The following is a 26,982-nucleotide window of genomic DNA, read 5'->3' on the forward strand; positions in this document are numbered from 1 at the left end:
CACAACCACCGCTTCGGCCACGGGTCCTGCCCCCGACGCCGCGGACGGGCCGCGAACCGGCCGCTGCGCTGCACCGCGGCCGGACGGTGCTGCACAACCACCGCTTCGGCCACGGGTCCTGCCGACCGCCGCCGCGGACGGGCCGCGAACCGGCCGTTGCACAGCACCGCGGCCGGACGGTGCTGCACGACGACCGGTTCGGCGGCCGTCGGGATGTCCGCCCTACGCTTCACGGGTGACGCTCGACGCCGACGCCCTGCTGGCCGGTCCGCGCGGGCGGCGACTGTGCCTGGCGGTCGCGTGGGCGACCGCCGACCTCGACCCCGGCCAGGACGTGCAGCCGCTGCGCACGGCGCTGTTCCACGCCGCCTACGACCTCGACCCCGGGGCCGGTACGTCGCGCGTGATCATGTCGACGGGCGGGCCGGTCGACCCCGCCGACCTGCCGCACCCCTCGCCGGCCGAGGTCGCGCGCCTGCTCGACGCGGTCGTCCTGGCGGACCTCGACGACCGCACGCTGCTGCGGGCGGTCGCCCACGCGGTCGACGAGGCGCGCTACTGGCAGGAGCCCGACGGCGAGGACGTGCTCGCCGCGACGCCACCGGTGCGGGCGGCGCTGCGCCGGGTGGCCGAGCACGTCGCTGCGGCACCGGCGGCCGCCTGGTGGTCCGCTCCCCTCGCGCGGGACGACCAGTGGGCCGTCGACTTCCCTTCGCCGACGCCGACGCCGACACCGGCGCCGCCCGTCGTCGGCGACGTGCGCACCCGGCTCGCCCGGTGGCGCGCGGGCGAGGTCGCCGACGAGGAGCGGGCGCGCGCCGACCGGCCGACGGACGTCCGCGCACGGTACGGCGGCTCGTGGTGGTCGGTGCCGGCGTTCACCCGGCTCGTCACCACGACCCGGGGCCTCGGCACCCGGGGGCCCGCCGGCCTGTGGTGGGTCGAGGACGGGTTCGGCTGGACGGACGCGCAGGTGCGGCCCGTCCCGGTGCCCGCGGACGCGCGCGTGCTCGAGGTCGACGGGCCGGACGCCTGGGCGGACCTCTGCCGCCGGTACCCGTTCGAGGTCACGGCCGGGCGCCGCCACGACTGGTACCGCGTCACCGGCCGCGACGGGCGCTGGTGCCTGCCCGACTGGTCACGCGTCGCGCAGGACGTCGACGCCGTGCACGTCACCGTCGCGGGGTACCTGGCGACGGCCGGCCGCGCCGTGCCGGTCCAGGGCGACGTCGCGACCGTCCTGGCCGGCTGGGACCCCGACCGGACGTACTGGCTGACGGACGTCGCCGACGACGGGCCCCCGCGGCAGTGGGAGCAGGACAGGGACGACGTCGGCGAACCGGTGTGGCGCCCCGCGACGCCGTGACCCGGGACCCGGCGCCGACCGGCGCCACGTCGGTCCGCCACTGACGCAGCCCGGCCGCCCCCCGTCAGCCGCGCGCGTCGTCCTCCGGTGACCGGCGGTCCTCCCCGCGACGTCCCGCAGGCTCCCGCGCCGCCGCCGTGAACCGCCCCGCGACCTCGTCGAGCGTCGCCGTCAGCTCCGGCGGCGACACCACGGTGAAGTCCGCCCCCACCAGGCCCAGCGCCGTCGCCGCCCACAGCAGGTCGTCGACGTCGAGGCGGACGCGGCACCGGCCGTCCGGCTCGTCCTCGACCGACAGCCACCACGTGACGCGGCGCCGCACGTCGGCGGCCGGCGCGTCGACCACCGCCTCGACGCGCCACCGCTCCGGCCCGCCGCTGACGCGCTCGCGCACCCAGGCGGCGACGTCCTCGGCCGGCAGCGGGCGGGGCGCGAAGGGCCGTCCCGTGGCGGCCGGGTCGCCCACGCGGTCGGCCCGGAAGACGCGCCAGTCGCCGCGGTCGACGTCCCACGCGACGACGTACCAGTGCGACCCCAGCGGCACGAGGCGGTAGGGGTCGACGGTGCGGTCGCTCCGGGTCCCCTCGGCCGCGGTGTACGCGAACCGGACCCGCTCGCCGTCGCGGCACGCGAGCGCGACGACCGTCAGCACGTCCGCGGACGCGCCGCCCGGGGAGCCGGCGCCCCACGTCCCCGGCACCGTCACCGCCCGCAGCGCCTCGACGCGCCGCCGCAGCCGCCTCGGCATGACCGGGACCACCTTCGCGAGCGCCCGCACGGACGGCTCGGCGACGCCCGCGACCCCCGTCGACGCCGCCGCGGACAGCCCGACCGCGAGCGCCACCGCCTCGTCGTCGTCCAGCACGAGGGGCGGCAGCGCGACGCCCGGCGCCAGCGTGTACCCGCCCGCGACGCCCGGCTGCGCGTCGACGGGGTAGCCGAGCTCGCGGAGCCGGTCGACGTCGCGGCGCAGCGTGCGCAGCGAGACGCCGAGCCGGCCGGCGAGGTCGGTGCCGGACCAGTGCCGGCGCCGCTGCAGCAGCGACAGCAGGCGCAGCGTCCGGGTGCTCGTGACGGCCATGCCCCCACCCTCCCGCACATCGCGGTCAGGAACTGGCACCGATGATTCCTAGCGTCGGCGGTACCACGACGGCCCCGGCCGTCACCCCGACCGGCGAGGAGCCGACCATGAGCATCACCACGACGACGCACCTCAACTTCCGCGGCGACGCCCGCGCCGCCCTCGAGCTGTACGGGCGCGTGTTCGGCGGCGACGTCACCGTCGTCACGTACGCCGACGCACACGCCGCGCAGGACCCCGCCGAGGCCGACCAGGTGATGTGGGGCCAGGTCGTCTCGCCGGACGGCTTCCACGTCATGGCCTACGACGTCCCGGCCCGGCTGCCCTACGAGCGCGGCGTGAACGCCTTCTTCGTCTCCGTGCGCGGCGCGGACGCCGACGAGGTCACGCGGCGCTGGACCGCGCTCGCGGACGGCGCGACGGTCGTGCAGGACCTCGGCCCGGCCGGGTGGGCGCCGCTGTACGGCATGCTCGTCGACCGGTTCGGCGTGACGTGGGTGCTCGACGTCGCCGTCGCCCACGAGGGCTGACCGGCGCGGCGCCCCGGCGGCGCGGGGGCGGGCACGTCGTCCCCCGCCGCCGGCCGTGCGCCGCGTCGACGGGCGTCGGTCAGGCGCCCCCGCCGAGCACCCCGCCCGTCCCGAGCAGACCTCCGAGCACGATCACCGCGCAGCACCCGATCGCGAGCACCGCACCCACCACCGTCGCGGTCAGCCGCAGCCACCGCGTCCGGTCGCGCGCACCGGGCGCGCCCGCCTCCCCGGGCTCCCGCGCCCACGCCACGGCGCGGTTGCGGAGCCCCGCCACGATGACCAGCACCAACCCGGCGAACATCCCGATCGCCGCCCAGGCGTCCACAGCCACGTCGTCCCCCCGTCGCCGGCCCGTCCACGGGCCCCGTCGTCCCCCCGCACCGGGCCGCGACGCGCCGCACCGGCGCGTCCCCCGACGCCCGGGCAGGCTCTCACGCACCGGCACGGGCTGTCACCGGCCGTCCGCCCGCCGCCGGACGCGGGTCCAGCCGGGCGCGGTCCGGCCGGGCGCGGTCCGGCCGGGCGCGGTCCGGCCGGGCGCGGGTCCAGCCGAGCGCCGGGCCGCCGCACGCGGCAGCACCCCGGGGACGACGACGGGCGGGCACCCGCCGGGGTGCCCGCCCGCTCGCGCGTGCGTCGGGGGGCTCAGCCCTTGGTCGCCGCCTTCTTGCGCGGCGCCGCCGGCTTGCGGGCGGTCGTGCGCTTCTTCGCCGGGCCGGCGGCGCGCTTCTCGGCGAGCAGCTCGACGGCCTGCTCGGGCGTGATCGACTCCGGCGTGACGTCCTTCGGCAGCGTGCGGTTCGTCTCGCCGTCGGTGACGTACGCGCCGAACCGGCCGTCCTTGACGACGATCGGCTTGCCGCTCGTCGGGTCGTCGCCGAGCTCGCGCAGCGGCGGCGTCGCGGTCTGCCCGCGGCCGCGCTTGGGCTGCGCGTAGATCGCGAGCGCCTCCTCGAGCGTGACCGTGAAGAGCTGCTCCTCGGACGCGAGCGTCCGCGAGTCGGTGCCCTTCTTCAGGTACGGGCCGTAGCGGCCGTTCTGCGCGGTGATCTCGGCGCCCGACTCCGGGTCGACACCCACCACGCGCGGCAGCGACATGAGCCGCAGCGCGTCGTCCAGCGTGACCGTCTGCAGCGACATCGACTTGAACAGCGACGCCGTGCGCGGCTTCGGCAGCGCGGCGAGCGCCTTCTTGCGCGCCGCGGCCGACAGGTTCGGGTCGAGCTCGGGCTCGGGCAGCACCTCGGTGACGTACGGGCCGTAGCGGCCGTTGCGCGCGACGACCTCGGTGCCCGTCGACGGGTCCGTGCCGAGCACCTTGTCGCCGTCGGGCTGCGTCTCGAGCAGCTCGCGCGCCTTGGCGGGCGTGAGCTCGTCGGGCGCGAGGTCGTCGGGCACCGACGCGCGCCTGGGGTCGTCGTCCGGGCCGTCGCCGGGCGCCTCGAGGTACGGGCCGTAGCGGCCGACGCGCAGCGTGATGCCGTCGCCGATGTCGATCGAGTTGACGTCGCGCGCGTCGATCTCGCCGAGGTTGTCGAGGATGCCGCGCAGCCCGCCGGTCTGCGGGGAGTCGCTGCGGTCGCCGAAGTAGAACTGGTTCAGCCAGTCGACGCGGTCGCGCTGACCGGCGGCGATGGCGTCGAGGTCCTCCTCCATGCCGGCGGTGAACCCGTAGTCCACGAGCCGGTCGAAGTTCTCCTCGAGCAGGCGCGTGACCGCGAACGCCAGCCACGTCGGCACGAGGGCCTGACCGCGGTTCGTCACGTAGCCGCGGTCCTGGATGACGCCGATCGTCGCCGCGTACGTCGACGGGCGGCCGATGCCCCGCTCCTCGAGCGCCTTGACCAGCGACGCCTCGGTGAAGCGCGGCGGCGGGGACGTGCGGTGCCCGTCGGCGGCGAGGTCGCTCGCGGTCAGCGGGTCGCCCTCGGCCATGCGCGGCAGGCGCGCGTCCTTCTCGCCGCGTGCGCCGTCCTCGGACGCCTCGGCGTCGTCGTACCGGCCGACGTCGCGGCCCTCCTCGTACGCGGCGAGGAAGCCGCGGAACGTGATGACGGTGCCGGAGGCCGAGAACACGGCCTCGACCGGCTCGGCACCGGCCGGCGTCGCCGTCGCGGCGAGCCGCACCGACGCCGTCTGCCCGCGCGCGTCCGCCATCTGCGAGGCGACCGTGCGCTTCCAGATCAGCTCGTAGAGGCGGAACTGGTCGCCCGACAGCTCCTTGGCGACCTGCGCCGGCGTGCGGAAGTGGTCGCCGGCGGGGCGGATCGCCTCGTGCGCCTCCTGCGCGCCCTTCGCCTTCGACGTGTACACGCGCGGCGCGTCCGGCACGTACTCGGGGCCGTACAGCTCGGCGGCCTGGCGGCGCGCCGCGTCGATCGCCTGCGACGACAGCGTCGGCGAGTCGGTACGCATGTAGGTGATGTAGCCGTTCTCGTACAGCGACTGCGCGGTGCGCATCGTCTGCCGCGAGCTCGTGCGCAGCTTGCGGGACGCCTCCTGCTGGAGGGTCGACGTCGTGAACGGCGCCGCGGGGCGGCGCGTGTACGGCTTGGTGTCGAGCGAGCGGACCGCGAACTGCGCGTCGGCCAGGCCGGCGACGAGCGCGTGCGCCCGCTGCTCGTCCAGCGCGACCGCGTCCCGCGTGCGCAGCTGCCCGCGGTCGTCGAAGTCGCGCCCGCTGGCGACGCGCTGCCCGCCGACGCCCGACAACCGCGCGCTGAACCGCGGCTCGCCCGCGTCCTCGACCGCGAACGTACCGACGACGTCCCAGTACTCCGCGGGCACGAACGCCATGCGCTCGCGCTCGCGCTCGACCACGAGCCGCGTCGCGACGGACTGCACGCGGCCCGCGGACAGTCCCTTGCCGACCTTGCGCCACAGCACCGGGCTGACCTCGTAGCCGTAGAGGCGGTCGAGGATGCGGCGGGTCTCCTGGGCGTCGACGAGGCGCTCGTCGAGCTCGCGCGTGTTCTCCAGCGCGCGGGCGATGGCCTCGCGGGTGATCTCGTGGAAGACCATCCGCTTGACCGGCACCTTGGGCTTGAGCTCCGCGAGCAGGTGCCAGGCGATGGCCTCCCCCTCGCGGTCCTCGTCGGTGGCGAGGTAGAGCTCGTCGGACTCCTTGAGCAGCTTCTTGAGCTCGGCGACCTTCTTCTTCTTGTCCGCGTCGACGACGTAGTACGGCTGGAACCCGTGCTCGACGTCGACCGCGAACTTGCCGTACGGCCCCTTCTTCATCTCCGCCGGCAGCTCGGACGGCTGCGGGAGGTCGCGGATGTGGCCGACGGACGCCTCGACGTCGTAGCCGTCGCCGAGGTACCCGGCGATGGTGCGCGCCTTCGCGGGTGACTCCACGATGACGAGCTTGCGCCCTGCTGACATCTGACCGGCCTTCCGTGGCGTACGGGGTGCTGCACGAGAGTGAGGGGGTGGCTGTACCCCGGGGACTCTACGTGCCCGCGTCAAGCGGGTGCGGCGGCCGTCTCGTCCCGCGACCCGGCGGCGTGCCGCAGGACGAGCATCAGCGCGAACGTCAGGCAGGACGCGGCGACGACGGCCGCGACGCCGCCCGCGTACGCCGCGAGCTCGGCGCGTCCGGTGAGCGCGTCGGCGCGTGCCGCCCACGTCCGCGTGAGGAGCACGGCCGCGAACGCGCCGCTGCCGACGGCCGCCACCACGAGCGCCACGACGGTCGCCCGCGTGCGCCGCCACCACCGGTCGCCGCCCTCGACGCGCGACAGCGCGGCCGTGGTCGTCGCGGGCGCCGGCGCCACCGCCATCGCGCCGCACACGACGGCCACCCACGCGAGCACGACGAACGTCGCCGCCACCACGTCGGACGGGCGGTGCCACTGGCCGACGAGCGTCGACACGCCCGTCGCCGACGTGTAGGCGGCGCCCACGACGGCGGCGGCCGGACGCGCGCGCGGCGGCACGACGAGCAGCAGCGCGGCCGACACCGACGCCGCGACGGTCGTGTGCCCGCTCGGCAGCGTGTTGCCGTAGTCGGCCCCCACGCCGTGGTCGGGCCGGTCCAGCAGGCGCTTGACGACCTGCGTCGTGAGGTTCGCGCCGCCGACCAGCACCGCCACCTGCACGGCCAGCGACCAGCGCCGCCGCACCACCGCGATGAGCACGGCCGCCAGCAGCACCGCCGCGACGAACCCGACGGAGACGACGTCGAGCACGGGCTCCGCCACGACCCACAGCCGGCCCTGCCCGTACCGGGCGCCGTCGAACGACGCGTCCTCGACCCGCTGGCCGGCCCACGTGACGACGAAGAACCGCCACAGCACCGCGACGGCTGCGGCCGAGGTGAGCGCCACCACCACCGCCCACGCGACCACGGCGGCGCGGGCGCGGGGCCGGCCGGTGGACGGACGAGGGGTCGGGGCGGGCGCTGCACCCCGGGCAGGGGGGACGGAGGAGCGCTCGTGCACCTGCACACGGTAGGACACCGGGACGGACCGGGCGCCCCGCGGCGTCGCCCCCGGCCCCTCCGCGGCGCGTCGGCGCGGCACGTCGCGGCAGTAGGGTGCGCGGCATGGAGGACGAGGCGGTCGCCCCGCGGCGTACGGTGCGCCGCCCCCGGCCGTCGACCGCGGAGCGTCGCGCGGAGATCCTGCGCGCCGCGGCCCGCACGTTCGCGGCCAAGGGCTACCGGACGGGCTCGCTGGCGGACGTCGCCGAGCAGGTCGGCATGACGCACGCCGGCGTGCTGCACCACTTCGGGTCCAAGGAGCAGCTGCTCGTCGCCGTGCTCGAGCACCGCGACCGCGAGGACGTCCGCGACCTCGAGGGCCAGCACATCCCCGGCGGCCTCGAGCTCTTCCGCCACCTCGTGCGGACCGCGCGGGCCAACACGCGGCGGCGCGGCATCGTGCAGGGGTACTCCGTGCTCGTCGGCGAGTCGGTCACGGCCGAGCACCCCGCACGCGACTGGGTCACGCACCGCTTCACGGTGCTGCGCGGCGAGATCGCCGACGCCGTGCAGGCGCTGGACGCGCGCGTCCCGCGGGACGCCGCCGAGCGCGCCGCGTCGGCCGTCATCGGCGTCATGGACGGCCTGCAGGTGCAGTGGCTCCTCGACGACGACGCGGTCGACCTGCCCGACGCGACGGCGTTCGCCATCGAGGCCGTGCTGGCCGCGACGCTCGCCGGCGCCGCCGCGCCGCGGCCGCTCGGGGACGTGCCGGACGCCTGAGCGTCCTCAGCGCCGCACGACCGCCGCGGGCGGGACGGCGTCGGCCGCCGCACCGTCGTCCGCCCGGTCGTCCACCCCGCCGAGCGCGTCGGCGTGCCACTCCACGAGCCGCCACCGCCCCGGCGCGCCGTCCAGCATGACCGCGCCCGTGTTCGACAGCCCGTGCCGCGCCGCGTCGAGCACCCCCACCTCCGGGCAGCGCGCGGCCGCCCACGCGCGGATCATCGCGCCGTGGCTGACGACGACCACGACGTCGCCCGCGGCCGACGCCTCCGCGACGACCTCGTCGAACCGGCCCAGCGCGGTGACGCCGTCCTCCCCGCCGGGGACGCGCGCCGCGAGGTCGCCGGCGCCCCAGCGCAGCACCGCGCCGAGGTACGCCTCGACCGACGCCCGGTCGCACGCCATCTCGAGGTCCCCCGCGGACACCTCGCGCAGGCCGTCGCGCACCCGCACGTCGAGCGCCAGGGCGGCGGCGAGCGGGGCCGCGGTCTGCTGCGTGCGGACGAGCGTCGAGGCGTAGACGGCCGCCACGCCGCGGCGCCGCAGCACCGGCACGAGCGACTCCGCCTGCCGCACGCCGAGCGGTGTCAGGTCCGCGCCGGGCGCGGCGGTGTCGAGGTGGTGGCCGACGTTCGAGGAGGTCTGCCCGTGCCGGACGAGGAGGAGGCGCACCGGCCCATCCTCACCCGGGGGCGGGCGGCGGGCGCGACGTCCGTCCCCGGGCGACGCGCCGGCCGATCCCCCGGAAAGGCCTCGGACGGGCCTCGGCCGGGCGTCGGACGGGCGCCGGCCGGGCGTCGGACGGGCGTCAGACGGGGAAGGCGGCGTACGCGTCCGCGGCGTCGTCGACCGGCACCGTCATGTGCAGGACCGCGGTGCCGTTCTGCCACACCGCGAGCCCCACGCCGTCGCCGGCGTCGACGATCGCGTACGTGCCGACGACCGTGCCGCCCGCCTCGACGTCGCCCGACATCGGCAGCTCGGGCGTCTCCATGCCCTCGCCGGGGTCCGAGGTCGCGTGCACGGGCTCCGGCGGCAGCGCCGCCGTGAGGCCGGCCGCGAACGCCGCCGCCTCCTCCGGCGTCTCGAACTGCGCGGCCCGCACCGTGACCAGGCCGTCGGCGCCGTCCGTGTACGTCTCGGTCCACGCCTCGAGCGCACCGGCGGCGAGCCACTCCTCGTCGGGGGCCGAGCTCGCGAGCGCGTACTCCAGCACCGACGTGGGCAGCGCGGACGCGAACGCGGTGGTCGCCTCGCGCGCGACGGGCGCGACCGTGGGCGTCGGGGACGGGAGGACGACGGTCGTCGCCGTCGCGGCGGGCGTCTCCGCGCCGTCCCGCGTCAGCAGCACGCCGGCCACGACGCCGGCGACGACGAGCACGCCCGCACCGATCGCGGCGGGGACCAGCCACGCGGGGCGCCGGTCCGCAGCGGCGTGCGCGGGCGGCGCGTCGGACGCGAGACCGAAGACGGGGTCGGCGCCCGGGTCGGACGGGCCCGCGGGTGCGGCCGCCCCGGACGGGCCGGCGGGGAACGGTGACGCGCCGGCGGCCTGCCGGGCGGGCGGCGGGACGGCGCCGGGCGCACGCTGCGGGGCCGGCTGCGCGGGGCCGCCCGCGGGGCCGTTCGCCGGCGGCTGCGCGGGGCCGCTCGCGGGGGGCTGCGCGGGGCCGTTCACAGGCGGCTGCGCGGGGCCGTTCACAGGCGGCTGCGCCGCGGCCCGGGCGGAGGGCTGCGCCGCCCAGCCGGTCGCGGGGCGCAGCGGGGCCGGGTCCGGCGGCGGGGGCGTCGCCGGGCGCGGGGCGGCGTGGGCGGGTCCCGCGGCGGCGTCGGGGTCGCGCGGCGCCCAGGCCGGACGCGCGGACGGGTCCCACGAGCCGGAGGGTCGCGGTCGTCCCGGGTCGCTCATCGGACGGGTCCCCCTCGTGTCGCGTCGCCCCGGCAGGCGCCGGGCCGCACGCAGCCTACCGACGCGCGCCCGGGCGGCCCGGCAGGCGACCGCGCCGCGGCGGGGCGGGGTCGGGCCGGGGTCGGGCCGGGCTCGGGCCGGAGTCGGGGGCGCGCGGACGGGTGCGCGGGCAGCGTGGGGACGCCGACGACGTCGTTGTCGGTGCCCACCCGTAGCGTGCCGCCCGTGAGCCCCACCACCACCCGCCGCGCCGACCGCTCCGCCGACGCCCGCCCCGCCTTCCGCTGCAGCGAGTGCGGCTGGGGCGCGTCCAAGTGGGTCGGCCGCTGCGGCGAGTGCCAGGCCTGGGGCACGGTCGCGGAGGACGTCGGGCCGGGCGGCGGTGCGCCGCGCACGGTGGCCGTGTCGCCGGCGCGCAACCCCGCACGCCCCATCCACGAGATCGACGTCGAGGCGGCGGCCGCCCGCCCCACGGGCGTCGCCGAGCTCGACCGGGTGCTCGGTGGCGGTCTCGTCCCGGGCGCGGTGGTGCTGCTCGCGGGCGAGCCGGGCGTGGGCAAGTCGACCCTGCTGCTGGACGTGGCGGCCCGCACGGCGCGCTCCGGGCGGCGCGTGCTGTACGTGACGGGCGAGGAGTCCGCGGCGCAGGTGCGCCTGCGCGCGGGGCGCATCCGCGCGCTCGACCCGCACCTGCTGCTCGCGGACGAGACGGACCTCGCGACCGTGCTCGGCCACGTCGAGGCGGTCGAGCCCGAGCTGCTCGTGCTCGACTCCGTGCAGACGGTCGCGTCCGCGCAGGTCGAGGGCGCCGCGGGCGGCGTCGCGCAGGTCCGCGAGGTGACCGGTGCGCTCATCGCCGCCGCCAAGTCCCGCGGCATGCCGGTGGTGCTCGTCGGCCACGTCACCAAGGACGGCTCCGTCGCCGGGCCGCGCACGCTCGAGCACCTCGTCGACGTCGTGTGCCAGTTCGAGGGCGACCGGCACGCGCGCCTGCGCCTGCTGCGCGCGACCAAGAACCGGTTCGGCCCGACCGACGAGGTCGGCTGCTTCGACCTGTCCGAGCACGGCATCGTCGGCCTGGCGGACCCGTCGGGCCTTTTCACGTCGCGGCTCGCGTCGGACGTGCCGGGCACGTGCCTCACCGTCACGCTCGAGGGCCGGCGGCCGCTCGCGGCCGAGGTGCAGGCGCTCGTGGCACCGAGCGTGGTGCCCAACCCGCGCCGGACGACGAGCGGCGTGGACGGCAGCCGGCTCGCGATGGTGCTCGCGGTGCTGCAGCGCCGGCTCGGCGCCCGGCTCGCCGACCAGGACGTCTACCTCTCCACCGTCGGCGGCGCCCGCGTCGTCGAGCCCGCGGCGGACCTCGCGCTCGCGCTCGCCGCGGTCAGCGCGCGGGAGAACGTGCCGGTGCACCCCGGGCTCGTCGCGGTCGGCGAGGTCGGGCTCGCGGGCGAGATCCGGCCCGTGTCCGGCGTCGGCCGCCGGCTCGCCGAGGCGGCCCGCCTGGGGTGCGCGCGGGCGGTCGTCCCGCTCGGCACGCTCGGCGAGGTCGCGGTGCCCGAGGGGCTGCGCGTGCTCGAGGTCGCGGACCTCGCGGCGGCGGTCCTGGCCGGTCTGGCGCCCACCGACGGCGACGCGTCCGACCGCGACGCGTGAGCACGGTCTCGGCCATCCCGTCACGCCACCGATACGATCACGCCGTGCCGCACCAGACCCCGCAGGAGGACCTCCTCCGGTCCACCCTCGCCGCCGTCGCGCCCGGACGTGAGCTGCGCGACGGCCTCGAGCGCATCCTGCGCGGCCGCACGGGCGCGCTGATCGTGCTCGGCATGGACGAGACCGTCGAGCGGCTGTGCTCCGGCGGCTTCGTGCTCGACGTCGAGTTCTCCGCCACGCGCCTGCGCGAGCTGGCGAAGATGGACGGCGCCGTCGTCATCGACCCGGAGCGCGGCCGCATCGTCCGCGCCGCCGTCCAGCTGCTCCCCGACCCGGCCATCGAGACCAGCGAGTCCGGCACCCGGCACCGCACCGCCGAGCGCGTCGCCAAGCAGACCGGCCTACCGGTCATCTCGGTGTCCGCGTCGATGCACATCATCGCGCTGTGGGTGGGCAACGCCCGGCACGTGCTCGAGGACTCGACGGCGATCCTGTCGCGCGCCAACCAGGCGCTGCAGACCCTCGAGCGCTACAAGGCCCGCCTCGACGAGGTCAGCGGCACGCTGTCGGCCCTCGAGATCGAGGACCTCGTCACGGTCCGCGACGTGTCCGCCGTCGTGCAGCGCCTCGAGATGGTCCGCCGCATCGCGGACGAGATCGCCGGGTACGTCGTCGAGCTCGGCAGCGACGGCCGCCTCCTCACGCTCCAGCTCGACGAGCTCGTCGGCGGCGTCGGCACCGAGCGCGAGCTCGTCATCCGCGACTACGTCGACACCAGCCGCCGCTCCGTCGAGTCCGTCCTCGACGCGCTCGCCGAGCTCGGGTCCACCGAGCTCATCGACATCGCCCTGATCGGCCGCGTGCTCGGCCTGCCCGGCGGCGGCGAGGCGCTCGACGCGGCCGTCGGACCGCGCGGCCACCGCCTGCTGTCCAAGGTGCCGCGCCTGCCGTCCACGGTGGTCGACCGGCTCGTCGGCCACTTCGGCGGCCTGCAGAAGCTGCTCGCCGCGACGGTCGAGGACCTCATGGCCGTCGAGGGCGTCGGCGAGCAGCGCGCCCGCTCGATCCGCGAGGGCCTGTCCCGCCTCGCCGAGTCGAGCATCCTCGAGCGCTACGTCTGACCGGGGCGCCGCTCCCGGACGCCGGGCTCAGCCCAGGCCGAACACCGCGGCGGGCGCCGTCGCGCCGCCGACGCTGAACGTCGCCGAGTAGGTGCCGTCGCCCGGGTCCGGCAGGTCGCCGGGGCAGCCCTCGGCCGACCGCTGGCGCGGCCACGTGAACGGCCGCTCGTCGACCTGGCCGCCGGCGAGCAGGAGCGTCAGCGGCTCCACCTCCGCGGGTTGGCAGTCGCGGCTCGACCAGACGCGGTCCGAGCCGGACGTGACGACGACCTCGCGGCTGCGCTCGTCGGCGTCGACGAGGCACGGCTCGTCGCCGGCGTTGGTGATGCTCACGGTGAACGTCGGCTCGACGTCGTCGGGGAACGTCTCCGCACCCGGCGTGATCGCGAGGGCGAGCTGCCCCGGCGCGCACGCCGCGGGACCGTCCCCCTCCGCGTCGGCCTCCTCGGCGGACCCCTCGGCGGCGGCGGCGTCGCCGGGCGCCTCCGCGGCGGTCGACGGCGAGGTCCCCGCCGTCGGCGCGTCGCCGCCGCGCCCGGTCAGCCACACGACGAGCAGCACGATCGCGATCAGCGGCAGTCCCAGCACGACGAACCGCCGCACCCAGTACACGCGCGCGGGCAAGCGCTGCGGGACGTGCCGGTCGCTCATGGGGTCCTCCGGTGCGGGTGGGCCGCGGGCCACCGCGGGTCGCCGCGGTGCGGCGTCCACCGTACGAGCCGCGGGTGTCCGCCGGTGCACGACGCGCCCGCGTCGCCCGTCCGTGTCCGCGCGTCGCGCGTGTCCGGCTCGTCTCGGTCCACCTGCCGGGACGGCCCGGGCCGGGACCGGGGCGGGCGGGCCGGTGTTGGCGCTGTCGCACGCGTGCCGCAGCATGGGCGCGTGCCCGCCCCCGTCCCCTCCCCCGGCGCGCCCGCCGTCGCGGCGGACCCCGGCCCGCCGTCCCCGGACGCGCTGCGCGCACCCGTGCTCGCGTGGTTCGACGCGCACGCGCGCGACCTGCCGTGGCGCGCGCCGGACCGCACGCCGTGGGGCGTGCTCGTCAGCGAGGTGATGCTCCAGCAGACGCCCGTGGTGCGCGTCGAGCCGGCGTGGCGCGCGTGGATGTCCCGCTGGCCGACGCCGGCCGACCTCGCGGCCGCCCCGACGGGCGACGTGCTGCGCGCGTGGGACCGGCTCGGCTACCCGCGGCGCGCGCTGCGGCTGCAGGAGTGCGCGCGCACGGTGGTCGAGCGCCACGGGGGCGCGCTGCCGGCGGACGAGGCGCAGCTGCTCGCGCTGCCCGGCGTCGGCGCGTACACGGCGGCGGCGGTGCTGGCGTTCGCGTTCGCGCGGCGGTCGGTCGTGCTCGACACGAACGTGCGCCGGGTGCTCGCGCGCACGGTGGCGGGCGAGGCGCTGCCCGCCCCGGCGCAGACGGTCGCCGAGACGCGGCTCGCCGCGTCGTACGTGCCGGACGACGACGCGACCGCCGCCCGGTGGGCCGCCGCGTCGATGGAGCTCGGCGCGCTCGTGTGCACGGCGCGCGGCCCGCGGTGCGACGCGTGCCCGGTGCGGGACGTGTGCCGGTGGGTCGCGACCGGGCGCCCGGGCGACGTGCACGCGCACCGGCGCCGGACGCAGGCGTTCACGGGCACCGACCGGCAGGTGCGCGGGCGCGTGATGGCGCTGCTGCGCGAGGCGCTCGGCCCGGTGCCCGCGAGCGCGGTGGACGCGGTGTGGCCGGACGCGGCGCAGCTCGCGCGGTCCGTGGACGCGCTCGTCGCGGACGGGCTGCTCGTGCGCGTCGACCCGGCGTCGGTCGACGACGCGCCGACGTACCGCCTGCCGCACTGAGCACGGCGGCGGGCACGGCGGGCGGCGGTGCCGGTCAGCCCCCCGCGTCCCCCGCGAGGTCGAGCAGCATCCGCGTGTTGCCCAGCGTGTTGGGCTTCACGCGCGCGAGGTCGAGGAACTCGGCGACGCCGTCGTCGTGCGAGCGCAGCAGCTCGGCGTAGACGTCCTGCGGCACGGGCGTCCCGTCGATGACGCGGAACCCGTGCCGGGCGAAGAAGTCGACCTCGAACGTCAGGCAGAAGACCCGGTGCAGCCCGAGCAGGTGCGCCCGGGCGACGAGCGCGTCCAGCAGCAGGTGCCCCACGGCGCGCCCGCGCCAGCCGGGGTCGACCGCGAGCGTGCGGATCTCGGCGAGGTCCTCCCACATGACGTGCAGGGCGCCGCACCCGACGACGTCGTCGCCGGCCTGCGCGACGACGAACTCCTGCACGGACTCGTAGTAGCCGACCCACTCCTTGGCGAGGAGGATGCGCTGCGCCGCGTACGGCTCGACGAGCGTGCGGATCGCCCGCACGTCCGCGGGCACCGCGGGCCGGACGACGACCTCGGGAGAGCTCACGCCCCCAACCTAGACACTCGGCGCCGCCCGGCCCGGCTCGTCCGCGGCGCGCGCCGCGAGCTCGCACCGCACCTCCGCCCGGGCCTCACGTCGCGCGCGGACGCGTGCGGGGCGCGTGCCGGCTGGCCACGGCCTCGACGAGCGCGGTCGCGGTGACCTCGTCGACGACGAGGTCGGTGACGACGTCGGCCCGCAGCGCGGCGAGCAGCGGCGCCACCTTGTTGTCCCCGGCGACGACGCACACGCGCCGCGGGATGCGCTGCAGCTCCTCCGGGCTCGGCCCGGTCGCACGTTCGTTCAGGGAGACGTCCTGCCACGAGCCGTCGGCGCGCAGGAACACCGTGCAGACGTCGCCGACGACGCCCTCGTCGTGCAGGTGGCGCACGTCCGACTCGTCGAGGTAGCCCGCCGAGTAGACGTGCGACGGCACGGCGCCCGCGACCGCGCCGGCGGAGAAGACGGCGATGTCGGCACGTCGTTGCATGTCGAGGACGCGCCGCACGGACCGCTCGCGCCACATCGCTGCCTTGGTGTCGGGGTAGTCGAAGAACGCGGGCACCGAGAAGTGGTGCACGGCCGCGCCGAACGCGGAGCCGAACGACGAGATGAGGTCGCTCGCGTACTCGACGCCGGACGTGCGCATGTTCGCGGCACCGTTGAGCTGGACCACCGCCGACCCGCGCGTGGGCTTCGGCGCCAGGTAGCGGGACACGGCCGCGAGCGTCGTGCCCCAGGCCACGCCCATGACCATGTCGGAGTCGAACCACGAACCGAGCAGCCGCGCGGCCGTCATGGCGACCTGGTCGAGCCGCTCGACCGAGCCGGCGGAGTCGGGCACCGGCACCACGTACGTCTCGATGCCGAACGTCGACGCGATGGACCGCCCGAGGCCCGGTGCACGCGTGCTCGCCGGCCGCAGCGTGATCTCGACGAGCCCGGTCTCGCGGGCGCGCTTGATGAGCCGCGACACGGTCGACCGCGACGTGCCGAGGTGCCGCGCGATGACCTCCATCTTGAGGTCCTGCAGGTAGTACATCGACGCCGCGCGCAGCACGTCCTGCTCCCGCTCCACGTACATCCAGCCCCGCCCCCCGCCCGCGTCATGCGCCGGTCAACCGCTGCACGTTCGTGCAGTCCGGTTGCGCGTCCGTTCTGGACGTGATGACGATAGCCGCGACGAATCCGGCGAGCGAGGGGGCCGCTCGCGCAGGGAGCCGACGACCGACGACGCCGCGCGACGGCTCCGGGGAGGACCCGCACATGAGAACCGCACCCCTGACGGTGCAGGCACGACAGGACGCCCTCGACGCGCTGCGACGCAGCTCGGAGCGCGACCGCGAGCTCGACGTGCTGGTGATCGGCGGCGGCGTGACCGGTGCGGGCATCGCGCTCGACGCCGTGACGCGCGGACTGTCGACCGCCGTCGTCGAGGCCCAGGACTGGGCGAGCGGCACGTCGAGCCGCTCGAGCAAGCTCGTGCACGGTGGCCTGCGCTACCTGCAGATGCTCGACTTCCACCTGGTCCGCGAGGCGCTCACCGAGCGCGACCTGCTCATCCAGCGCCTCGCGCCGCACCTGGTCAAGCCCGTGAGCTTCCTCTACCCGCTCGAGAACCGGGTCTGGGAGCGCGCGTACGTCGGCGCCGGCGTGGCGCTGTACGACACGCTCGCGAGCGTGTCCGGCGGCCGCCGCCGCGCGATGCCGATCCACAAGCACCTGACCCGCAAGGGCATGGAGCGCCTGTTCCCGGACCTGCGGCACGACGCGGCCGTCGGCGCCGTCCGGTACTGGGACGCGAGCGTCGACGACGCCCGCCTCGTCGAGACCCTGGTCCGCACGGCCGTGTCGTACGGCGCGCACGCGGCGTCCCGGACGCAGGTCGTCCAGCTGCTCACGACCAGCGGCGGCGCGGTCACCGGCGCCGAGCTGGTCGACCTCGAGACGGGCGAGCACCTCGACGTCCGCGCGCGCAACGTCATCAACGCGACGGGCGTCTGGACCGAGAAGACGGAGTCGCTCGCCGGCACGGAGGGCGGCCTGCGCGTGCTCGCCTCCAAGGGCATCCACATCGTGGTGCCGCGCAGCCGCATCGAGGGCAACACGGGCCTGATCCTGCAGACCGAGAAGTCGGTCCTGTTCATCATCCCGTGGTCCCGGTACTGGGTGATCGGCACGACCGACACCCCGTACGAGCAGGAGCTCACGCACCCCGTCGCGACGAGCGCGGACATCGACTACGTCATCGCCCACGCCAACGAGGTCCTCGCGCGGCCCATCTCCCGCGACGACGTCATCGGCACGTGGGCCGGTCTGCGCCCGCTGCTGCAGCCCGGCACCAAGGAGGGCACGTCGTCGGCCAAGGTGTCGCGCGAGCACACCGTCGCGTCGCCGACGCCGGGTCTGACGGTCATCGCCGGCGGCAAGCTGACGACGTACCGCGTGATGGCCAAGGACGCGGTCGACTTCGCGATCGGCTCGCGCGCCACCACGCTCCCGTCGATCACGGACGACGTGCCGCTCGTCGGCGCCGAGGGGCTGCGCGTCGTGCAGCGCCAGGCCCGCGCGATCGCGGCCCGCTACGGCTGGGACCGCCCGCGCATGGACCACCTCCTGCACCGGTACGGGTCCTTGATCCACGAGCTCACGGACATGATCGACGAGCGTCCGGAGCTCGCCGAGCCGCTGGCGCACGCGCCGGCGTACATCGGCGCGGAGGTCGTCTACGCGGTGAGCCACGAGGGTGCGCTGCACCTCGACGACGTGCTCATGCACCGCACGCGGCTCAACTACGAGCAGGCGGACAAGGGCGTCGGCGCCCTCGACGAGATCGCGGACCTCATCGCGCCGGTCCTCGGCTGGGACGCCGAGACGCGCGCCCGCGAGATCGCGGCGTACGTCGCGCGCGCCGAGGCCGAGGACGCCGCCGCGGCCGAGCCCGACGACGAGTCCGCCGAGCGGGTGCGGCACCGGGCCGAGGACATCCGGCCGCTCGTGCCGATCGGCGGCACCGCCGAGCCCGGCACCAAGCCGGGCTCGCCGCCCGGACGCGGCACCGCCGCTCCGTACGGCACCTGACGCGGGCCCCGGTCGCCCGGCGGCGCGGGCCCCGGTCCGTGCCGCCGGCGACCGCGGGCTCCACCGCGGCGTGCGCGCCGCAGCACCGCCAGCACCACAGCACCGCCAGCACCACGCACCACCAGCACCACAGCCGCACCACGCGGGCCGTCGGGGACGGACCCGCACGTGACAACGACGTCAGAGAGAGGTCTGCCAGTGGAGACAGTCGAGTACACGATGGGCCAGGCGTTCGTCTCGGAGGTCCTCGGGACCGCGATCCTGCTCCTGCTCGGTGCCGGTGTGGTCGCCAACGTGATCCTGCCGAGGACCAAGGGCTTCGGCGGCGGGTGGCTCCTGATCAACTTCGGGTGGGGCCTCGCCGTCTTCGCGGGCGTGTTCGCCGCCTTCAAGTCGGGGGCGCACCTGAACCCCGCCGTGACGATCGGCCTGGTCGCCAGCGGTGCGGAGGAGTTCGCGGACGGCGTCCCGGTGACGTTCGTCAACGGGTTCCTCTACGTGGTCGCGCAGATGCTCGGTGCCGTCATCGGCGCGACGCTCGCGTTCGTCGCGTACAAGAAGCACTTCGACCAGGACGCCGACCCGGCGGTCAAGCTCGGCGTCTTCTCGACCGGCCCCGAGCTGCGCTCGTACGGCTGGAACTTCGCCACCGAGGTCATCGCGACGTTCGTGCTCGTCTTCATCATCCTGGCGTTCGGCAACACGCCGTCCGAGCTCGGCCCGCTGGCCGTCGCGATGCTCGTCGTCGGCATCGGCGCAAGCCTCGGCGGGCCCACGGGCTACGCCATCAACCCGGCCCGTGACCTCGGCCCGCGCATCGCGCACGCGCTCCTGCCGATCCGCGGCAAGGGCAGCAGCGACTGGTCCTACTCGTGGGTGCCGTTCCTGGGCCCCCTCGTCGGCGGCCTGATCGCCGGCCTCGTCGCCGGCGCCTACATCGGCTGACGCCCGCCCACCGACATCCCCGCAGAGCCGCACCCAGGAGGGACCCGCATGTCCGAGCAGTACGTCATCGCGATCGACCAGGGCACGACGAGCACGCGCGCGATCGTCTTCGACCACTCCGGCCAGATCGTCGCGAGCGGCCAGAAGGAGCACGAGCAGATCTTCCCGAGGGCGGGCTGGGTCGAGCACGACGCCACGGAGATCTGGACGAACACCCGCGAGGTCGTCGCCCTCGCGCTGACCCGCGCCAACCTGACGTACCGCGACATCGCGGCCGTCGGCATCACGAACCAGCGGGAGACCGCGGTCGTGTGGGACCGCGAGACCGGCGAGCCGGTGTACAACGCGATCGTCTGGCAGGACACCCGCACGCAGAAGATCTGCGACGAGCTGGCCGCCCTCGGCGGCGGCGCCGAGCGGTACAAGGACCGCGTGGGCCTGCCGCTGGCCACGTACTTCTCCGCCCCGAAGGTGCGCTGGATCCTCGACAACGTCGAGGGCGCCCGCGAGAAGGCGGAGGCGGGCAGGCTCGCGTTCGGCAACACCGACGCGTGGGTGCTGTGGAACATGACGGGTGGCACCGACGGCGGCATCCACGTCACGGACGTGACGAACGCGTCGCGCACGATGCTGATGAACGTCGACTCGCTCACGTGGAACGAGGAGATCGCCGCGGAGATGGGCATCCCGATGTCGATGCTCCCGGAGATCCGCTCGTCGTCGGAGGTCTACGGCGAGGGCCGCCGCGGCGGCATGGTGCCGGGCGTGCCGATCGCGGGCATCCTCGGCGACCAGCAGGCGGCGACGTTCGGGCAGGCCTGCTTCGAGGTCGGCAACGCGAAGAACACGTACGGCACCGGCAACTTCATGCTCATCAACACGGGCACGGAGCCGGTGCCGAGCAAGAACGGCCTGCTGACGACCGTGGCGTACAAGATCGGCGACCAGGACGCGGTGTACGCGCTGGAGGGCTCGATCGCGGTGACCGGCTCGCTCGTGCAGTGGCTGCGCGACAACCTGGGCCTCATCTCGTCCGCGCCGGAGATCGAGCAGCTGGCGAGCACGGTCGAGGACAACGGCGGTGCGTACTTCGTGCCGGCGTTCTCGGGCCTGTTCGCGCCGTACTGGCGGTCCGACGCCCGCGGCGCGCTCGTCGGCCTGACCCGGTACGTGAACAAGGGCCACATCGCGCGGGCCGCGCTCGAGGCGACGGCGTTCCAGACGCGCGAGGTGCTGGACGCCATGAACGCGGACTCGGGCGTCGACCTGACCGAGCTCAAGGTCGACGGCGGCATGGTCGCCAACGACAAGCTCATGCAGTTCCAGGCCGACATCCTCGGCGTGCCCGTCATCCGCCCGAAGGTCGCCGAGACGACCGCGCTCGGCGCCGCCTACGCCGCGGGCATCGCCGTCGGCTTCTGGTCGGGCGAGCAGGACGTCGTCGACAACTGGGCCGAGGACAAGCGCTGGGAGCCGTCCATGGACCCCGAGGAGCGCGACCGCCAGTACCGCCTGTGGAAGAAGGCCGTCACGCGGACGTTCGACTGGGTGGACGACGACGTGCGCTGACGCACGAGCAGCAGGACCGAGGGCCGGGCGCGGGGAGGCGCCCGGCCCTCGTCGTGTGCCACGCTCGCCTCGACCGCACCGACCGGATCGACACCGGAGGGACGAATGCGCCGTCCGTCGGCACCCGTGGCGCTCGCCTCGTTCTGCCTCTTCGTCCTCGGCTTCGCGCTGACGGGATCGGGCCGCGGGTGGCTCGGGCTCGTCGCCCTCGTGGCGGCGTCGGTCGTCATGTCCGTCGCGTTCGCCGTCCGCCGCCGCGTGACGGAGCGGCCACGGGACTTCGGCGACTGAGCCGGCGGACCCGCTTCCTTCTCCCGCGTCGCGCGCCCCGCCTCTCCCCTTCCGACCCCGCGCCTCACCTTTCTTCGCCGCGTCGCGCGCCACGCCTTTCCCCCTTTCAGCGCGCTGCGCCCAGCGCCTCTCGCCCCGCGCCCGCACTCCGCCTTGCAGCGCTCGGGCCTTCCATCCCGCCTCCCTTGCCTCGGCGTCGGACTTTGCATCGCTCCTGCGCCACGCCGACGCGGCGTGTCGGCGTGTCCGTGCGCGTGTCGGCGGACAGGAGAACCTCTTCCTGCGGGCGTCCGCACACCGTGCGCACGGTGTGCGTACGCCCGCGAGAAGACATCCGCCCCCCCGCCGACACGCCGGCCGCACATGTCGCGCGACACGCCGAGCGACCGCGGACCCAGCCGCGGGTGCCGCGCCGCTGCGCGGACACGTCGCGCGCGCATGACCGTGTCGAGCCAGCGACGGGTGTGTCGAGGCCGCGCGGACGTGTCGTGGCCTCGACGGGCGTGTCGCGCCACCCGTGTGCGGGGCTCGGCACCCGGCTGCGGTCAGCACGGTGCATCGCGCCACTGCACGGCGAGCGGTCGTCGGCTCGGAAGGGCGCAGCAGCCGGCCGGGGGTGCGTCATGGTCAGCTGAGCGTGCGTCGTGGTCGACTGACCGTGTGGTCACCCCCGGGGCGCTGCGGAACGGCGAGGGCGGTCTGTGGTCGGCTCGGGGGCGGGCGTGTGGAGGGCGCCAGACGGGTCGGCGCGTGGGCTCGTACGGTGCCGGGCATGGTCTGGGGCGAGGTCATCCCGCTGCGCACGGCGCGGCTGCACATGCGGCTCACCGAGGACGGGCTCGCGCTGCTGCGTCGTGCCGCGGCGGTGCAGGAGCAGGACGTGACGTCGTTCGTGCTGGGGCACGCGCTCGAGCGCGCGCGGGAGGTCGTGCGTGCGGACCAGGAGCTGCGGGTGCGGATGGCCGCCATCGCGGCGGACCCGCTGCGGTACGTCCGCGACCCGCGCCTGCCCGACGACCCCGACCTCGCGGCGCTGATGCTCGCCGCCCAGCAGGATCCGGAGGGGCTCGCCGAGCTGGAGGCCCCGGACGACCGCGGGCGCGACATCCCGTGGACCTGACCGTCCCGTGGCCGGGCCGAGCCGGTCCCGCTGCCCGGCGGGCGGGGTCACCGGTCGTCCGGTGCGGGCGGCGGGATGGCGGGGTGCGGGTGCGGGGGCGCGGGCGCCGACGCAGCATGGAGGCGGCGCCGGGCACGCCCGGTGCGACCGTCCGCACGACCGAGCGACGAGGGAGAGCACGCATGGGTATCGACGACCTCAAGGGCAAGGCCTCCGACGCGATGAGTGGCGAGAAGGGCGAGCAGGCGAGCGACGCCGCGCTCGAGAAGGGCTCCGACGCGGCGTCGTCGGCGACCGGCGGCAAGCACGACGACCAGATCGACAAGGCGCAGTCGGGGGCGGACAAGAAGATCGGCGACCACTGACCGACCGCGGGCACCGACCACGCGTCGGGCCACCGACCACCACTGAGCCATCGACGACCACCGACCCGCGGTCGGGCCGGGCGCGGCAGCCCGGTCCGACCGGCGAGAGGAGCGGCATGAGCAGGGACGTGACGGGCACGGGCGCCACCGAGCAGGACCCCACCGAGGTGGAGGACACCCAGGAGGCGACCACGTCCTCCGACGACGGCCTCGCCGCCGCGCTCGACGAGGACTCCCCCACGCCGAACCCGCAGGGTCCGCGCGGCGACGACCCGACGTTCGACCGGACGGGCAACCCCGTCGAGCCGTCGTCCGGCGGCGACCTCGACGGCGACCCGCTCGTCGGGCACGACGGGCAGGACGGCGACCGGTGAGCAGCGACGCCGCCCGCCCCGACGCCACCGAGGGCGCCCGGCCGCGGCGCGTGCTCGTGACCGGCTCGGACTCCGGCATCGGCAGGGCCACCGCGGTGGCGCTCGCGGAGGGCGCGGAGCACGTCACCGTCACGTGGCACGAGGACGAGGCCGGGGCGCGCGCCACGGCCGCCGAGGTCGAGGCGCTCGGGGCGCAGGCGCACGTCGTGCACCTCGACCTGGGCGACCCGCAGGCGGCCGCACCGGTCGTCGACGAGGCGATCACGGCGATGGGCGGCATCGACGCCGCCGTGCTGAACGCCGGCACCGGCTCCTCGACGCTGCTGCTCGACATGGCGTTCGAGGAGTGGCGGCACGTGCTCTCCGTCGACCTCGACGGCGCGTTCGTGTGCCTGCAGACCGCCGCCCGCCGCATGGTCGAGCAGGGCACCGGCGGGCGCGTCGTCGCGATCACGAGCGTGCACGAGCACGCGCCGCGGGTCGGCGCCGGCCCGTACTGCGCGGCGAAGGGCGGGCTCGGGCTGCTCGTGCAGGTGGCGGCGCTCGAGCTCGCGGAGCACGGCATCACCGTGAACGCGGTCGCGCCCGGCGAGATCGCGACGCCCATGACGGGGCAGGAGGACGAGACGCCGCTCGAGGGCAAGCACCGCGCCGGCATCCCCGTCGCCCGGCCCGGGGACGCGCGCGAGATCGCGGCCGTCGTCCAGTTCCTGTGCGGGCCCGAGGCGGCGTACGTCACCGGCGCGTCGTGGCCCGTGGACGGCGGGATGCTCCGGATGGGCCCCATGGCGGGCTCGCACCTGCAGTCCGACGACTGGCGCCGCCCCTGAGGGCAGCGCCACGGCGCCGACCGGCGGCCGTCGACGGCCCGGGCCCCTCGCCGGGGTGCGGAGGTGTCGGCGGCCGCCGGTAGCGTTCCGTCCCGTGCGGGTGGCGACGTGGAACATCAACTCGATCCGGGCGCGCTGCGAGCGGGCGGTGACCTGGCTCGAGAGCGCGGACGTCGACGTGCTCGCGCTGCAGGAGACGAAGGTCAAGGACGAGGCGTTCCCGCGTGAGCCGTTCGAGGCCCTCGGCTACGAGGTCGTCACGCACGGCTACTCGCAGTGGAACGGCGTCGCGGTGGTCTCCCGCGTCGGCGTCGCGGACGTCGAGGTCGGGTTCCCCGGGCAGCCGACGTGGGGCGACCCGGCCGTCGCGGAGGCCCGCGCCCTCGGCGTGACGTGCGGCGGCGTGCGCGTCTGGAGCCTGTACGTGCCGAACGGGCGCGAGATCGGCGACCCGCACTACGCCTACAAGCTCGAGTGGCTCGCGGCCCTGCGGGACGCGGCCGCGAAGTGGCTGGCCGACGACCCCGGGCTGCAGGCGACGCTCATGGGCGACTGGAACATCGCGCCGCTCGACACGGACGTGTGGGACATCGAACGGTTCGCCGGGCGCACGCACGTGACCCCGGCCGAGCGCGACGCGTTCCGCGCGTTCGCGGAGGCCGGCTGGACCGAGGTCTCCCGGACGCACCGACCCGGCGAGCACACGTACACGTACTGGGACTACCAGCAGCTGCGGTTCCCGCGGAACGAGGGCATGCGCATCGACCACGCGTTCGCCACGCCGGCCCTCGCCGCGCGCGTCACCGACGTGACGTTCGTGCGCGACCAGCGCAAGGGCAAGCAGCCGTCCGACCACGTGCCCGTGGTGCTCGAGATCGCGGACTGAGCCGGTGACCGCCGACGTCCCGGGCGACGACCGCCCGATCGAGGACCCGAACCCGCCGACGCACTACGCCGCCGGCTGGGAGCCCGAGCCGCGCCGGCGCGGCCGCGCGAGGCTCGTGGTCGGCGTCGTCGTGGCCGTCGCGGCGGTCACGGGTGCGTCGCTGATCGTCGGCCGGTTCGTCGAGGAGGGCCGGACGCGACCGCTGCCGCCGGACGTCACCGAGCCCGTCGACGCCTACGCCGTGCAGCTCGTCACCGGCTCCTGCCTGGCGGGGCTCCCCGCCGACGGCGCCGTGGACCGCGTGCGCGTCGTGCCCTGCGCGCAGGAGCACGCCGCACAGGTGGTCGGCGAGTACGCGTTCGCGCCCGACGCCGTGTGGCCCGGTCAGGACGCCGCGCACGCGCGCGTCGCCCGGTCCTGCGTGCTCACCGACGAGGAGACGCAGGCCGGCGTCGAGGTGGTCACGTGGGCCCCGACGCGCGAGGGCTGGGACGACGGCGACCGCTCCGGCCTGTGCCTCGCGGTGCCGCCCGAGCCGGTCACGGGCTCGTCGTCGAGCGTGCCGGTCGAGGGCTGACGCGGGCCGCCACCGCCGGCACCACGGACGTCAGGGCACCGCGGGCGTCCAGGCGCCGCGACCGTCAGACGGCGCCCTCGCCGGCGTGCCGGCGCCGCTCGCCGCGCGCGCCCGTGCGGTCCCACACGAACTTGGCGACGACGAGCACGATCACGGCGTACACCGCGTAGTTGAGGACGTCGCTGTACCGGCCGACGTCCTCCCACTGCGCGCCGAGCAGGTAGCCGGCCAGCACGAGCCCGCCGTTCCACACGAGCGAGCCCGCGAGCGTGAACAGCGAGAACTTCCAGAACGGCATGCGCTCGACGCCCGCCGGGATCGAGATGAGGCTGCGGACGACCGGCACGCACCGGCCGATGAGGACCGCCGTGCCGCCGTGCCGCTCGAACCACCGCTCGGCCGTGTCCAGGTCGGACGCCTCCATGAGCGGGATCTTCTGCATCCAGCGCCGGATGCGGTCGCGGCCGACCGCGTACCCGAGGCCGTACAGCACCCACGCGCCGGCGACGGCGCCGATCGTCGCGGCGGCGATCGCCCAGCCCAGCGACATGTCCCCCTGCGACGCCACGTACCCCGCGACGGGCAGGATCACCTCGGACGGGATCGGCGGGAACAGGTTCTCCAGCGCGACGAGCAGCCCGACGCCGAGCGGGCCGAGGGTCTCGATGACGCTCACGACCCACCCGGCCAGGCCGGTGAGCTCCGTCCCGCCGGCCGCGGCGAGCGCCGGGGCGGCCGGGGCGGTCGTCGGGGCGGTGGCGAGGGCGGTCAGCAGAGGCACGGCTCGATGGTGTCACGCGGCCCCGGGCGACGCCCGGTGGTGCTCCCCCGGATCCGCGCGCTGGTGCTCCCCCGGGTCCGCGCGGTGGGCGGCCCCCGGACACGGGGTGGCGGCCGGGGCGCCCGGCGCGGTCACCCGGCGGCGGCACGCGCCGCGACCCGCAGGTCCGCGACGATCGCCGCGGTGGCGGCCTCCCGCTCGGCGCGCTCGCGCAGGCGCAGCACGGACGACGGGTGCGCCGTGACGACGACCGGCGGCCGGTCGCCGTCGGCCTCGACGACGCGCCCGCGCTCCGCGCCGACGGCGACCGTACGCCCCAGCACCGCGCGCCCGGCGGTCGCGCCGAGCGCCACGACCACGCGCGGGCGCACCGCCGCGAGCTCGGCCTCCAGCCACGGCACGCACGCCCGCAGGTGCGTGACGAGCGGCGTCCGGTGGATGCGCCGCTTGCCGCGCTGCTCGAACCGGAAGTGCTTGACGGCGTTGGTGACGTAGACGTGCTCGGGGTCGAGGCCCGCGGCCGCGAGCGCCTCGTGCAGCACGCGGCCGGCGGGGCCGACGAACGGCTCCCCCGCGAGGTCCTCCTTGTCGCCGGGCTGCTCCCCGACGAGCATCACCGCGGCGTCGGCGGGCCCCTCGGAGAACACGACCTGCGTGGCCGGCGCCCACAGCTCGCAGCCCCGGCACGCGGGGGCGGCGTCGCGCAGCGCGTCCACGTCGCCGCCGGCCGGCACCCACTGCTCCGCGCCGGGCCGCTGCGGCTCGCCGGTCGCCGTCTCGTGCGTCGTCCCGTCCGTGGTCCCGTCCGTCGTCGGCATGCGTCCAGGCTGCCGACCCGCGGACGGGTCCGCGCGGCGAGCCGTCCCGGACGTGCGACGGGGCCCGGTCCGCGGTGGGAC

At 76.3% G+C, this 26,982-nt stretch carries 27 protein-coding genes; 16 read left to right on the top strand and 11 right to left on the bottom strand.

Going from position 1 to position 26,982, the window contains the following annotated elements:
• The first annotated feature begins 235 nt into the window (after positions 1–235).
• A complete protein-coding gene (locus tag ACFUMH_RS05325) occupies positions 236–1,366 on the top strand; it encodes a hypothetical protein (protein WP_378201513.1) in 1,131 nt (376 codons plus the stop codon).
• A gap of 64 nt (positions 1,367–1,430) precedes the next feature.
• On the opposite strand, the gene ACFUMH_RS05330 is transcribed toward ACFUMH_RS05325, so the two are convergent.
• The gene (locus tag ACFUMH_RS05330) at positions 1,431–2,447 is read right to left on the bottom strand and encodes a helix-turn-helix transcriptional regulator (RefSeq protein WP_378201516.1); all 1,017 of its coding nucleotides are present in this window, start codon (positions 2,445–2,447) and stop codon (positions 1,431–1,433) included.
• Positions 2,448–2,554: 107 nt separating this feature from the next.
• On the opposite strand from ACFUMH_RS05330, the gene ACFUMH_RS05335 reads away from it, so the two are divergent.
• Positions 2,555–2,977, top strand: coding sequence for a VOC family protein (locus ACFUMH_RS05335; protein WP_378201519.1), 423 nt, complete (start codon positions 2,555–2,557; stop codon positions 2,975–2,977).
• A gap of 79 nt (positions 2,978–3,056) precedes the next feature.
• Here ACFUMH_RS05335 and ACFUMH_RS05340 read toward each other — a convergent pair whose 3' ends face one another.
• The 3 genes from ACFUMH_RS05340 to ACFUMH_RS05350 all read right to left on the bottom strand — a co-directional run bounded on the left by ACFUMH_RS05340 (position 3,057) and on the right by ACFUMH_RS05350 (position 7,422).
• The gene (locus ACFUMH_RS05340; protein ID WP_378201522.1) at positions 3,057–3,311 is read right to left on the bottom strand and encodes a hypothetical protein; all 255 of its coding nucleotides are present in this window, start codon (positions 3,309–3,311) and stop codon (positions 3,057–3,059) included.
• A gap of 314 nt (positions 3,312–3,625) precedes the next feature.
• On the bottom strand, positions 3,626–6,364 hold the full coding sequence (gene topA, locus ACFUMH_RS05345) for a type I DNA topoisomerase (protein WP_378201525.1): 2,739 nt from the start codon (positions 6,362–6,364) through the stop codon (positions 3,626–3,628).
• A gap of 80 nt (positions 6,365–6,444) precedes the next feature.
• The gene (locus tag ACFUMH_RS05350) at positions 6,445–7,422 is read right to left on the bottom strand and encodes a phosphatase PAP2 family protein (protein ID WP_378201528.1); all 978 of its coding nucleotides are present in this window, start codon (positions 7,420–7,422) and stop codon (positions 6,445–6,447) included.
• A gap of 104 nt (positions 7,423–7,526) precedes the next feature.
• Between ACFUMH_RS05350 and ACFUMH_RS05355 the strand changes: the two genes are divergently transcribed.
• On the top strand, positions 7,527–8,186 hold the full coding sequence (locus tag ACFUMH_RS05355; RefSeq protein ID WP_378201531.1) for a TetR/AcrR family transcriptional regulator: 660 nt from the start codon (positions 7,527–7,529) through the stop codon (positions 8,184–8,186).
• Positions 8,187–8,192: 6 nt separating this feature from the next.
• Here ACFUMH_RS05355 and ACFUMH_RS05360 read toward each other — a convergent pair whose 3' ends face one another.
• Both ACFUMH_RS05360 and ACFUMH_RS05365 read right to left on the bottom strand, forming a co-directional pair.
• A complete protein-coding gene (locus ACFUMH_RS05360; protein ID WP_378201534.1) occupies positions 8,193–8,861 on the bottom strand; it encodes a histidine phosphatase family protein in 669 nt (222 codons plus the stop codon).
• 136 nt (positions 8,862–8,997) lie between these two features.
• Positions 8,998–10,098 (bottom strand): hypothetical protein, encoded by a 1,101-nt coding sequence (locus ACFUMH_RS05365; RefSeq protein ID WP_378201537.1) that lies wholly within the window; start codon positions 10,096–10,098, stop codon positions 8,998–9,000.
• Positions 10,099–10,323: 225 nt separating this feature from the next.
• Between ACFUMH_RS05365 and radA the strand changes: the two genes are divergently transcribed.
• Both radA and disA read left to right on the top strand, forming a co-directional pair.
• Positions 10,324–11,754, top strand: a complete 1,431-nt coding sequence (radA, locus tag ACFUMH_RS05370) for a DNA repair protein RadA (protein WP_378201540.1) — start codon at positions 10,324–10,326, stop codon at positions 11,752–11,754.
• Positions 11,755–11,798: 44 nt separating this feature from the next.
• A complete protein-coding gene (gene disA, locus ACFUMH_RS05375; protein WP_378201543.1) occupies positions 11,799–12,875 on the top strand; it encodes a DNA integrity scanning diadenylate cyclase DisA in 1,077 nt (358 codons plus the stop codon).
• Between the two features lie 27 nt (positions 12,876–12,902).
• Here disA and ACFUMH_RS05380 read toward each other — a convergent pair whose 3' ends face one another.
• Positions 12,903–13,526, bottom strand: coding sequence for a hypothetical protein (locus ACFUMH_RS05380; protein WP_378201546.1), 624 nt, complete (start codon positions 13,524–13,526; stop codon positions 12,903–12,905).
• A 231-nt stretch (positions 13,527–13,757) separates the two neighbouring features.
• Between ACFUMH_RS05380 and ACFUMH_RS05385 the strand changes: the two genes are divergently transcribed.
• Positions 13,758–14,711 carry an A/G-specific adenine glycosylase gene (locus ACFUMH_RS05385; RefSeq protein ID WP_378201549.1) on the top strand — a complete coding sequence of 318 codons (954 nt, stop codon included), beginning with the start codon at positions 13,758–13,760 and terminating at the stop codon, positions 14,709–14,711.
• Positions 14,712–14,745: 34 nt separating this feature from the next.
• Here ACFUMH_RS05385 and ACFUMH_RS05390 read toward each other — a convergent pair whose 3' ends face one another.
• Positions 14,746–15,270 carry an amino-acid N-acetyltransferase gene (locus ACFUMH_RS05390; protein ID WP_378201552.1) on the bottom strand — a complete coding sequence of 175 codons (525 nt, stop codon included), beginning with the start codon at positions 15,268–15,270 and terminating at the stop codon, positions 14,746–14,748.
• An 85-nt stretch (positions 15,271–15,355) separates the two neighbouring features.
• Complete coding sequence (locus ACFUMH_RS05395; protein ID WP_378201555.1) at positions 15,356–16,348, bottom strand: sugar-binding transcriptional regulator; 993 nt, start codon at positions 16,346–16,348, stop codon at positions 15,356–15,358.
• Between the two features lie 182 nt (positions 16,349–16,530).
• Here ACFUMH_RS05395 and ACFUMH_RS05400 point away from each other — a divergent pair, with 182 nt between their 5' ends.
• The 10 genes from ACFUMH_RS05400 to ACFUMH_RS05445 all read left to right on the top strand — a co-directional run bounded on the left by ACFUMH_RS05400 (position 16,531) and on the right by ACFUMH_RS05445 (position 25,302).
• Positions 16,531–18,345 carry an FAD-dependent oxidoreductase gene (locus ACFUMH_RS05400; RefSeq protein WP_378201558.1) on the top strand — a complete coding sequence of 605 codons (1,815 nt, stop codon included), beginning with the start codon at positions 16,531–16,533 and terminating at the stop codon, positions 18,343–18,345.
• A 219-nt stretch (positions 18,346–18,564) separates the two neighbouring features.
• Positions 18,565–19,290: an MIP/aquaporin family protein gene (locus ACFUMH_RS05405; protein ID WP_378201590.1), complete on the top strand. Its 726-nt coding sequence runs from the start codon at positions 18,565–18,567 to the stop codon at positions 19,288–19,290.
• A 48-nt stretch (positions 19,291–19,338) separates the two neighbouring features.
• A complete protein-coding gene (glpK, locus tag ACFUMH_RS05410; protein ID WP_378201561.1) occupies positions 19,339–20,859 on the top strand; it encodes a glycerol kinase GlpK in 1,521 nt (506 codons plus the stop codon).
• Between the two features lie 105 nt (positions 20,860–20,964).
• Positions 20,965–21,150 (top strand): hypothetical protein, encoded by a 186-nt coding sequence (locus ACFUMH_RS05415; protein WP_378201564.1) that lies wholly within the window; start codon positions 20,965–20,967, stop codon positions 21,148–21,150.
• A 772-nt stretch (positions 21,151–21,922) separates the two neighbouring features.
• Positions 21,923–22,270, top strand: a complete 348-nt coding sequence (locus tag ACFUMH_RS05420) for a DUF1778 domain-containing protein (RefSeq protein WP_378201567.1) — start codon at positions 21,923–21,925, stop codon at positions 22,268–22,270.
• A gap of 182 nt (positions 22,271–22,452) precedes the next feature.
• Positions 22,453–22,635: an Rv0909 family putative TA system antitoxin gene (locus tag ACFUMH_RS05425; protein ID WP_378201570.1), complete on the top strand. Its 183-nt coding sequence runs from the start codon at positions 22,453–22,455 to the stop codon at positions 22,633–22,635.
• 116 nt (positions 22,636–22,751) lie between these two features.
• Positions 22,752–23,009, top strand: a complete 258-nt coding sequence (locus tag ACFUMH_RS05430; RefSeq protein ID WP_378201573.1) for a hypothetical protein — start codon at positions 22,752–22,754, stop codon at positions 23,007–23,009.
• Entirely contained in the window at positions 23,006–23,839 is an 834-nt protein-coding gene (locus ACFUMH_RS05435) for an SDR family oxidoreductase (RefSeq protein WP_378201576.1), read from the top strand. Before ACFUMH_RS05430 ends, ACFUMH_RS05435 begins: the two co-directional genes overlap by 4 nt.
• 94 nt (positions 23,840–23,933) lie before the next feature.
• Entirely contained in the window at positions 23,934–24,725 is a 792-nt protein-coding gene (locus ACFUMH_RS05440; protein ID WP_378201579.1) for an exodeoxyribonuclease III, read from the top strand.
• Between the two features lie 4 nt (positions 24,726–24,729).
• Entirely contained in the window at positions 24,730–25,302 is a 573-nt protein-coding gene (locus ACFUMH_RS05445) for a hypothetical protein (RefSeq protein WP_378201582.1), read from the top strand.
• 64 nt (positions 25,303–25,366) lie between these two features.
• Here the strand turns inward: ACFUMH_RS05445 and ACFUMH_RS05450 are convergent, their stop codons facing one another.
• Both ACFUMH_RS05450 and ACFUMH_RS05455 read right to left on the bottom strand, forming a co-directional pair.
• Positions 25,367–26,083, bottom strand: coding sequence for a DedA family protein (locus tag ACFUMH_RS05450; RefSeq protein WP_378201584.1), 717 nt, complete (start codon positions 26,081–26,083; stop codon positions 25,367–25,369).
• A 131-nt stretch (positions 26,084–26,214) separates the two neighbouring features.
• Positions 26,215–26,901, bottom strand: coding sequence for a UdgX family uracil-DNA binding protein (locus ACFUMH_RS05455; RefSeq protein WP_378201587.1), 687 nt, complete (start codon positions 26,899–26,901; stop codon positions 26,215–26,217).
• Between the last annotated feature and the right edge of the window lie 81 nt (positions 26,902–26,982).

The sequence above is a fragment of the Cellulomonas sp. NPDC057328 genome, from assembly GCF_042667215.1.
GTDB lineage: Bacteria > Actinomycetota > Actinomycetes > Actinomycetales > Cellulomonadaceae > Cellulomonas.

What these genes read in the sequence shown, in the direction of transcription:
- ACFUMH_RS05425 (WP_378201570.1), top strand. Translation starts at nt 22,453, where the DNA reads ATGGGTATCGACGACCTCAAGGGCAAGGCCTCCGACGCGATGAGTGGC.
- ACFUMH_RS05455 (WP_378201587.1), bottom strand. Translation starts at nt 26,901, where the DNA reads ATGCCGACGACGGACGGGACCACGGACGGGACGACGCACGAGACGGCG.
- ACFUMH_RS05365 (WP_378201537.1), bottom strand. Translation starts at nt 10,098, where the DNA reads ATGAGCGACCCGGGACGACCGCGACCCTCCGGCTCGTGGGACCCGTCC.
- ACFUMH_RS05380 (WP_378201546.1), bottom strand. Translation starts at nt 13,526, where the DNA reads ATGAGCGACCGGCACGTCCCGCAGCGCTTGCCCGCGCGCGTGTACTGG.
- ACFUMH_RS05330 (WP_378201516.1), bottom strand. Translation starts at nt 2,447, where the DNA reads ATGGCCGTCACGAGCACCCGGACGCTGCGCCTGCTGTCGCTGCTGCAG.
- ACFUMH_RS05355 (WP_378201531.1), top strand. Translation starts at nt 7,527, where the DNA reads ATGGAGGACGAGGCGGTCGCCCCGCGGCGTACGGTGCGCCGCCCCCGG.
- ACFUMH_RS05400 (WP_378201558.1), top strand. Translation starts at nt 16,531, where the DNA reads ATGAGAACCGCACCCCTGACGGTGCAGGCACGACAGGACGCCCTCGAC.
- ACFUMH_RS05420 (WP_378201567.1), top strand. Translation starts at nt 21,923, where the DNA reads ATGGTCTGGGGCGAGGTCATCCCGCTGCGCACGGCGCGGCTGCACATG.
- glpK (WP_378201561.1), top strand. Translation starts at nt 19,339, where the DNA reads ATGTCCGAGCAGTACGTCATCGCGATCGACCAGGGCACGACGAGCACG.
- topA (WP_378201525.1), bottom strand. Translation starts at nt 6,364, where the DNA reads ATGTCAGCAGGGCGCAAGCTCGTCATCGTGGAGTCACCCGCGAAGGCG.
- ACFUMH_RS05395 (WP_378201555.1), bottom strand. Translation starts at nt 16,348, where the DNA reads ATGTACGTGGAGCGGGAGCAGGACGTGCTGCGCGCGGCGTCGATGTAC.
- ACFUMH_RS05405 (WP_378201590.1), top strand. Translation starts at nt 18,565, where the DNA reads ATGGGCCAGGCGTTCGTCTCGGAGGTCCTCGGGACCGCGATCCTGCTC.
- ACFUMH_RS05415 (WP_378201564.1), top strand. Translation starts at nt 20,965, where the DNA reads ATGCGCCGTCCGTCGGCACCCGTGGCGCTCGCCTCGTTCTGCCTCTTC.
- ACFUMH_RS05335 (WP_378201519.1), top strand. Translation starts at nt 2,555, where the DNA reads ATGAGCATCACCACGACGACGCACCTCAACTTCCGCGGCGACGCCCGC.
- ACFUMH_RS05430 (WP_378201573.1), top strand. Translation starts at nt 22,752, where the DNA reads ATGAGCAGGGACGTGACGGGCACGGGCGCCACCGAGCAGGACCCCACC.